This is a genomic window from Allostigmatella hybrida (assembly GCF_020103775.1).
In the GTDB taxonomy this organism is placed as follows: domain Bacteria; phylum Myxococcota; class Myxococcia; order Myxococcales; family Myxococcaceae; genus Hyalangium; species Hyalangium aurantiaca.
In genome coordinates this window covers 186,302-194,421 of sequence record NZ_JAHXBH010000013.1, presented here as the reverse complement: position 1 = coordinate 194,421, position 8,120 = coordinate 186,302, and the positions used below count along the sequence as shown (strand labels likewise).

Below are 8,120 nucleotides of genomic sequence, written 5' to 3'. Positions count from 1 at the left end.
TGAAGTGCCTGAGAACTCTTCAGTTATCGGTGGGTCCCCACCCGGTGATCCCTCCCCCGGTGATCGATCCGGGCTAGTGGTTTCGAAGGGGTTGCAGATAATTACTCCATCCTTACGATGCTTCCTGGCTACGGCGCAGGCATCCAGGCCAGCCCCAAGTTCCTGCTGCTGCCCGAGTTCACGTTTTGGCTATCGCTGCCGTCGGCCAGATTGGCGCTCCGGAGCGCTTGACCCAGCCAATCCGCCCAGTACAGCCGCCCGGCCGTGACATCGATGGCAATCCCGTGCACTGTGTTCTGGTTGGTCACCAGGGGGGTGGCGTTGGAGCCGTCCAGGTTGGCGACATAGAGACTGTTGCCGCGGGTCGCGTAGTACACCTTCCCGCCGCTCGAGTCGACCGCCAGGCCCACGCCCAGGCCGCCCAGGTTTGAAGCGAGGGTCTCCAGGTTGGCACCATCGAGATTGAATCGTACGAGCTTGGTGTTGTTGTAGGTAATGACATACACCTTGCCGCTCGGGACATCGAACGCGAGGGCAGATGGGCTATCAATGTCGCCGACGACCTGCGTTGGGTTGCTGCCGTCCAGCTCGGCGCGCATGATCCGTTTCCCGGTGAAATCGGACCAGTACAGCTTGCGGTTCGTCGAATCGACTGCCAGCCCGGAGGGGTAGCCTCCGTTCGCCACGATATCGACCGGGTTCGCCCCCTCACTGTCCGCTCGAACGATGGCGCTGTCGCGGTTGTAGAAGAGGGTACGGGTGACCGGGTCGGTGGCGACAGAGCCTGACCCGCTGATGCCGGTCTTGAGCTCAATCGCATTCGTGCCATTCACGCTAACCCTCCACAGCGAGCCGGAGGCAGTCATCCAGTAGAGGCTCGCAAGATTGGTGACGTCGACCGCGAAGGTGGTGGAGGTGGTGGCGGAGCCGTCACTCACCGAGAGGGTGAGGGTGGTGGAGCCGCTGGCGCTGGCGGCAGGGACGACGTTGACGGTGCGGTTGGAGCCGGATCCGCCGAGGACGAGATGGCTGGGGTCGTTAGGCACCAGACTGGTATTGGAGGAAGTGGCGGTGACCGTGAGGCTGTCGGCGGCGGTCTCCACGTCTCCCACGGTGAAGGCCAGGTCGCCGGTCGAGCTGCCAGCAGTGATGCGCTGGTTGGCCACTGGGGAAAGGGTGGGGACGTCGTTCACTGGCGTGATGGTGAGGGTCACCGTGGCCTGGGCGCTTTGGCCCTTGCTGTCGGTGGCGCGGAAGGTGACGGCATCTTCGCCATGGTAGTCGGCGCCAGGGGTGTAGATGACGAAGCCATCGGCGCTGATCTCACTCAGCGTGCCGTGGTCCGGCGCGTTGTCGATACTGAAAGCGAGTGCCCCGTTGCCACTGGCCGGCAGGTGCACCTCGAGGGGCGTGTCTTCCGCCGTCTCGAGGGTGACGTTTTGGGCCACCGGCGGTCTGATGGCCGACGGTGCGCTGTCGCCACAAGCGGCGAGGGTGCTGGCAGCCAGTCCAAGCACCAGTCCGGCGCGCAATGCGGTGGTTGGAGCTGCGAGCCATCTCGAAACCAAATATGACATGAATTCTCCTTGTGGTACGCCCGAAATAGGCGATGGAAACGCGGAACGCCAGGTTCTGCGACGGCGTGGCCGATTGCTGTGACAGAGTGTTCCCTGCGGAGGCATTGCTCTTGGCTGCACGACTCGCGTTCATGACCGGGATTCTCGGCCCGTTCGTTGTCCTCCTGCTGACCGTTCTGGGCGGCGCAGCGTTCCCCGGTTACAGCCATCTCTCCCAGTTCATCAGCGAGCTGGGTGCCCATGAGGCCCCCCACGGGGAGTTCATCAGCTACGGGGGGTTCTTGCCGGCCGGCATCCTGATCTGCGCGTTTTCATTCTTTGCGGCCCAGGTGCTTCCCAGATCCGGCATGACCTGGCTGGGGCTGGTGGGCATTGCTTGGTACGCGGTGGGCTATGGGGTGTCGGCGTTCTTCCGATGTGATCCGGGCTGCCGCCCGGCCGAGCCGAGTTTCTCGCAGCATGTCCACAACATCGTCGGATTGACAGGCTACTTCACGGGGGCCGTCGGGCTTATCATTCTGGGGCTTCGCGCACGGAGCTGGTCCGGCGCACGGCACCTGTCAGCGCTCGGAGTGGGCGGCGGGCGTGCGTGTTGCTGTGGATTGTGGCCTGTGCCCTTTACCTGAGGAACAGGCCCCCGGGCCGTGCCGCGTGGGACCTACTGGCGCGTCAGCGTGGCGGCCACGCGCGTCAGATCGCACTCGCTGACGCTGCTGACCACCTCCAAGAAGCCGTCGACCTTATTGCCGGACGTCTCTCCGTCGAACTGGATGACCGTGGCGGAGGTGGCGGAGCCCCCACCGCTCGCGATGAACTCCACGCTGGTGTTGACGAGGGTGCCCGCCATCTGGGCGTTGTTCAGGCAGGCTGGCTTATTGGTGCTGATCGTGCCCAGCAAGTAGGTGGTGCCCGCCGACTCCGCAGCTTGATTCACCATCATTTCGCGGGTGACAGGGTGGGTTTCATTGGCCGGTATTTCACGCCCAGCTCGTTGAAGAAGAAGGCGTAGATGTCTGCCATTTCGTCGATCTTCTCGGACAGGGGTGAGCCCATTCCGTGGCCGCCCCCGGCCGCGCGCAGGAGGATCCGGCCCTTGCCGCCCGTGGCTGCTTGCAGGCGCGCCACCATCTTCCGCGAATGGAACGGATCCACCCGGGGATCATTGGCGCCCGAGGTGAACAGCACCGGTGGGTATTTCGTGCCGTCCACGACGTGGTGGTAGGGCGAATACGCGGAGAGCGCCTGGAACTGTTCCGGGTCCTTCACCGAGCCATACTCGGTGGTGTTGAACTGTCCATTGGGCGTGAGCTCCACGCGCAGCATGTCGTAGATGCCCACGCGCGCCACGACGGCGCCAAACAGCTCCGGGTGCTGGGTGAGCTCCGCCCCCATCAGCAGCCCGCCGTTGCTGCCGCCCTGGATGCCCAGCTTCTTCGGCTGGGTGTACTTCTTGTCCACCAGGAGCTTCGCGCAGGCATGGAAGTCATCGAAGACGTTCTGCTTCTTCGTGAGCGAGCCGTTGGCGTGCCATTCCTCGCCAAACTCCGAGCCGCCGCGCAGGTTGGCGATGGCGATGATGCCTCCCTGCTCCAGCCACGCGATGTTGCTCCGGTTGAAGCCCGGGGTGATGGAGACGTTGAAGCCGCCGTAGCCCGTCAGCAGGGTGGGCGTGTTGCCGGTGAGCTTCACCCCCCGGGGCTTGAGGATGGTCAGCGGAATCCGGGTGCCATCCTTGGAGATGGCCTCCTCCCGGATGACCTCCGTGTCCCCAATGTCCCGGGGAGACGTCTGGGCCAGCGCCGTCTTGGTGACCTTTCCCTCCTTCGCCGAGAAGCGGTACCAGGCCTGGGGCTCCACGTTGCTGGTGTTGGAGAAGAGGATGTCATCGCCGTCCTGGCGCACCAGGGCGCCCACGGCGGACACCGGCAGCGTGGGGACGGTCCCCAGCGGCTGTCCCTTCAGGTCCACCATGCGCAACTGGGAGGGGCCGCCGAGCTGCTCGATGAGGTAGATCCTCCCCGGGGTGGGCAGGAGATCCTGCAGGGCCGCCGGGCCCTCGGGGACGAGCACCGTGGCCTTGTCCAGCGAGGGCGTGGCCAGGGCCAGCCGCAGCAGCTTGCCGCGCGGCGCATCCTTGCGCGACAGCAGGTACAGCGCCCCGTCCTCGCCAAACTGGGTGCCCACCACCTTGTCCTCGTACTTCGAGAGCTGGGTCCACTGGCCCGAGGGGCCGAAGAGGTACAGGGCGAACTCGCCTCCGTCGCCGTTGGCCACCAGGGCGGTGGTGTACCGGCCGTCCTCGGAGGTCTCCAGCTGCGTCATGGCGATGCGGGGGAAGTCCTTGCCCAGCGCGTAGGTGTCCTTCTCGGTGGGGGTGCCCAGCCGGTGGAAGTACACCTGCTGGAAGAAGTTCAGGTCCTCCTCGGCGCGCTCGGTGCCCCGCGGGTAGCGCGTGTAGAAGTAGCCCTTGCCATCCGCGCTCCACGCGAGGCTGCCCCCCGCCGTGCCGCCGTTCACCCGGGGCACCACCTCGCCGGGAACCGGCTTGCCCGTGGCCACGTCGTAGACGTGGACATCCCCGCTCTCCGTGCCGTTCTTCGACAGGGAGATGGCCACCTTCTGGCCGTCCCGCGAGGGCTTGTAGAAGTCGATGGCCGTCTGGCCGGAGGGGTCCAGCTCCATCGGATCCAACAGGATGCGCTCGCGGGCGAGATCCTCCCCGCTGCCCAGCACCACCAGCAGCGGCTGCTGCCGGGGCGGCTGGCTCTTGAGCGCGAACAGCGTGCCCCCCGCCTTCGTCAGGAAGAAGTGGCCGGGGGACTCCCAGCCGAGCAGCGTGCTGACGCGCTGGCGGATCTCCTTGCGCCCCGGCAGCTTGTCCAGCACCGCCCGGGTATGGGCGTTCTGCCCGTGCGTCCATTCCTGCACCGCGGGCTCGTTGGACTCGAGCCACTGGTACGGGTCCTCCACCTGGGTGCCATGGTAGGTGTCCACCACGGGCTTCTTCTCCGCCACGGGGGGTTTGGGCGCGCTGCCGGCCTTGGCGGCCAGCGTGGCGAAGGGCAGCAACAACGCGAACGAGGCGAGGGTGAGCTTGGAGGGCAAGCAGGACTCCTGGCTGCGGTGAGGGGTGAGGACTACTGAAGCGGCAGGTGGATCAGCGCCTCCGCGAACCGGTCGAACACTTCGTTGGCCGAGAGCGCGGGCTGCTCGTCCATGTTGCCCAGCATCAGGGCGAAGACCACGCGGGGGTGTTCCGGGTCTCCGGGGCGCTCGGCGATGCCCACGAAGGCCTTCTGGCTGGAGAGCGTGCCCGTCTTGGCCCGGATGCGCCCCAGGCTCTGCGCCGACAGGCGGCGGTTGGCCAGCGTCCCATCCACCCCGGCGATGGGCAGGCTGTCCGCGAGCGCGGGGCCGTAGGACTCCCGCAGGCCCGTGAAGAGCACCTGCACGAGCCCCCGGGGCGTGGCGAGGTTGTAGCGCGACAGGCCGCTGCCATCCACGGGCCGCAGCTCCCGGGAGGAGATGCCGCGCCGGGCCAGCTCCTCGCCCAGGGCCGCGCGCAGGGCGGAGAAGCTCTCGTTGCCCGTGCGCTCGCGCGCGAAGCGCAGGCCCAGCCGGTCCGCGTAGAGGTTGAGGGATTCCTTGTTGGTCGCCTTCACCAGCTCGCTGAGCGGCGGGCTGATCAGCTCCAGCAGGCTCTGGCGGGTCGGCGCGGCGGGGCTGGCGGTGGCCCCCCGCACGGGGAGGCGGGTGAGGCCCTTGCGCGAGAGCGCATCCTCCACGCAGGCGGTGAAGAGGGCCTGGGGATCGTCGATGGACAGGCGCAGCGAGGCCGCCCGGGGGCACTGGTCCGAGGCCGAGCGCCACACGCACTGGACGCCCGGGGCGCCCCGGGCCCGGAGGCAGGCCAGGCCGGGCTTGGTGGCGCTCGTGTCGAGCCGCAGGGTGGTGGGGAAGGTGGCGAATGGGGGAGAGACCTGGACGACGGGCGGCTCGGCGCAGGCCGTTCCGTCCGGGCGCACCAGGGCCAGGTCCACCACGTTCTCCCGGAAGACGAAGGGCGTGGGGGGCGCGCTCATGGCGTACGCGGCATCGTCCCAGGCCCAGCCCGGCCCCAGCGGCCCTTCCACGTCCGCGTCGGGAGCCTGGATGCGCAGCGCCCCCCGCCACTGACGGATGCCCCGGCCCCAGAGCGCCTCGGCGATCTGCTCGCAGGCGGCGCCCGTCTCCGGGAAGCGCCAGGAGCCCAGCGACGGGTCCCCCGAGGACTCCACCACCAGTTGTCCCTCGAAGAGGGTGCCCTGGTGCGTGCCCTCCAGGAACACCGGGGTGACGAAGCGGAAGTCCGGACCGAGCGCGGCCAGGGCCGAGGAGGTGGACACCACCTTCATCGTCGAGGCGGGCAGCAGGCGCACGTGCTCGCGGTGCGAGAAGAGCGGCAGGCCCGTCTGGGCATCCACCACGAGGGCCCCCGCCAGCGCCCCCTCCTGCTCGATGGCGGACAGGAGCCCCTGCGCGGCCTCGGGCAAGGTGGGCCTGGCGGGACGGCTGGCGCGCGGGCACCCGGAGAGCGCCAGGGCCGCGAGCAGGAGCGGGACGAGCGGAGCACGGCGCATGTCGGCCGGGGACACTAGGCGATGCGCCGGCGGAACGATAGCGCCGCTCAGGGCATCCGGTCGGAGTAGGACACCTGGCCGGAGCCCATGTCCACGAAGCGCCGCCCCGAGGTGCGGTAGAGCGTGGTGCAGAGCGTGCACCGCAGGCGCAGGAAGCCGCCCAGGGTGGCCGTCGTCCGCCGCTGGGCCAGCGCGGAGAAGCTGGGCAGGTCCGCGTCCTCCAGCCGCCCCTGGCACCGCGGGCAGGCATCGCCCACCGTGGCGCGCACCGCCGGCTCGCGCATCCGCCGCCAGCGCACCAGGGCCTCCGTGTGGCGGGCAATCGCGCAGTAGGCGTGGTCATGCCAGGACGACTCGCCGAACTCGTTCTCGATGGACAGCCCGAGCGCGCCCCGGAACACCGAGACGATGTTGGACTCGGGGCTCATGCTGCCGGCGGACACCCGGTGCCCTTCCAGGAAGCAGGTGCCCAGGCCCTCGGCGCTGAAGAGCCCCCGCGCCAGCGCCCAGAAGGGGTGGGCGGCGCGCTGGGCCTGCGGGGCCAGCGAGTCCAGCCCGGGCACATCGCGCAGCAGGGGCATGTCGCCGCCGAAGCCGATGCGCGCCTGGCCCTCCGTGGTGGAGACGGACAGCGTGCGGCGCGCCCGGCCGAAGCTCACCGAGGCCGCCGCGTCCTCGTCATGGATGAGGGCCACGCCCGCGCCGTAATCCCACGCCTCCGGCAGGTCCGGGTGCGTGTTGTGGCAGAAGGCCACGCAGACGAGCCGCCCCGAGGAGACCGGTGGGCGGGGCAGGGCGGCCACGTCCTCGTCCCGGGCCCGGCCCCAGCTCAGGTCCGGCCCCCCGAAGACCAGGGATTCGTAGCGCAGCACCGCGCTCTGCACCTGGAAGAGGATCTGCCCGGAGCCGGCGCCGTTCTCCTGGGCTGCGCCCAGCAGCGTGGCCCGGCTGACCAGGGCCTCGGTGAAGGACTCCGCCCATTGCTGGATGGCCGACCGGCTCATGGTCCTGAAGAGGTGCCTCGAAGGGGATTGTCAGGATCCTTCAATACAGCTTGTTCTCGAAAAACCCTGTAGTGCTGTCTGGCATATCCTTTGGGGCGAGGCAAGCGGTGATGCCGCGCGCCTCAGTGGGGCAGGTCCAGCTTGACGTGGAAGGTGTAGGACACGCTCACCGGCTTCCCCTGGTAGTGGACGGGGCGGTAGTGCCGGGACTGGAGCGCCGAGAGGGCCGCGTCATTCATGAAGGGCACGCCTTTGATGACGCGGCAGCCGGTGACGGCGCCTTCCTTGGTGATGGTGCAGCGGGCGATGAGCAGGCCCCGGACGCGGGCCTCCAGGGCCTCGCGCGTGTATTCGAGCGGTGTGCCGGACAGAAGCTGGGGCGGCGTCATGCTGGCGCCGAAGGGCAGGACATCCTCGCCCGAGGCCTGTCCGCCCGCCTGGTCCATGAAGGGAAGGGGCAGGGCGCCCACGACGCCGCCCTTGTCCACGCCATCCGGGTGTCCTCCCTCCACATAGGGCAGGTCCGAGGGCGGCGCGTCCACCGGGGGCGCGGGGGGCGTGTCTTCCTTAGGCGTAGGGGGGATGGTGGTGGGCTGCACCACCGTGGTCTGCCGGGGCTTGGGCCGGGGCTGGGGCTTGGGGGCCGCCTCGGGGGGGGACGGCGGCGTGGGGCTGCCCCGGGGCGGCTGGGGCGGCACGTGCCGCACGAACTCGAGGACGGGCTCGGTGCGGGGCCCCAGGGGCTCCTGCCGGGTGGTGAGGAACACGGCGGCGGCCAGGAGCCCCGCGTGCAGGAGCACGGACACCGCGGTGCCCGCGCTGAAACGGCCTGTCCACATTCCCCTGTGCTCGATGACGGACTGGAACATCGGATTGCGCCTCCCTTGAACCGGTGTTGCTGCGACACGGTTCAAGGTAGG

The 8,120-nt window shown here is 68.9% G+C and carries 7 protein-coding genes; 1 reads left to right on the top strand and 6 read right to left on the bottom strand.

All coding sequences use genetic code 11. From position 1 onward, the window contains the following. Positions 1 to 128: 128 nt before the first annotated feature. Positions 129 to 1,577: an Ig-like domain-containing protein gene (locus tag KY661_RS20960; protein WP_225411905.1), complete on the bottom strand. Its 1,449-nt coding sequence runs from the start codon at positions 1,575 to 1,577 to the stop codon at positions 129 to 131. Between the two features lie 32 nt (positions 1,578 to 1,609). Here KY661_RS20960 and KY661_RS20955 point away from each other — a divergent pair, with 32 nt between their 5' ends. Beyond that, positions 1,610 to 2,203, top strand: coding sequence for a DUF998 domain-containing protein (locus KY661_RS20955; RefSeq protein WP_225411904.1), 594 nt, complete (start codon positions 1,610 to 1,612; stop codon positions 2,201 to 2,203). A gap of 32 nt (positions 2,204 to 2,235) precedes the next feature. Here the strand turns inward: KY661_RS20955 and KY661_RS20950 are convergent, their stop codons facing one another. The 5 genes from KY661_RS20950 to KY661_RS20930 form a co-directional block, all read right to left on the bottom strand. Beyond that, positions 2,236 to 2,511 carry a hypothetical protein gene (locus tag KY661_RS20950; RefSeq protein WP_225411903.1) on the bottom strand — a complete coding sequence of 92 codons (276 nt, stop codon included), beginning with the start codon at positions 2,509 to 2,511 and terminating at the stop codon, positions 2,236 to 2,238. Positions 2,512 to 2,513: 2 nt separating this feature from the next. Further along, entirely contained in the window at positions 2,514 to 4,682 is a 2,169-nt protein-coding gene (locus KY661_RS20945; protein WP_398577218.1) for a prolyl oligopeptidase family protein, read from the bottom strand. A 32-nt stretch (positions 4,683 to 4,714) separates the two neighbouring features. After that, positions 4,715 to 6,196 (bottom strand): D-alanyl-D-alanine carboxypeptidase/D-alanyl-D-alanine endopeptidase, encoded by a 1,482-nt coding sequence (gene dacB / locus KY661_RS20940; protein WP_225411902.1) that lies wholly within the window; start codon positions 6,194 to 6,196, stop codon positions 4,715 to 4,717. Between the two features lie 47 nt (positions 6,197 to 6,243). Next, positions 6,244 to 7,200 carry a hypothetical protein gene (locus KY661_RS20935; RefSeq protein ID WP_225411901.1) on the bottom strand — a complete coding sequence of 319 codons (957 nt, stop codon included), beginning with the start codon at positions 7,198 to 7,200 and terminating at the stop codon, positions 6,244 to 6,246. Between the two features lie 122 nt (positions 7,201 to 7,322). Beyond that, the gene (locus KY661_RS20930) at positions 7,323 to 8,069 is read right to left on the bottom strand and encodes an energy transducer TonB (protein WP_225411900.1); all 747 of its coding nucleotides are present in this window, start codon (positions 8,067 to 8,069) and stop codon (positions 7,323 to 7,325) included. Positions 8,070 to 8,120: the final 51 nt, after the last annotated feature.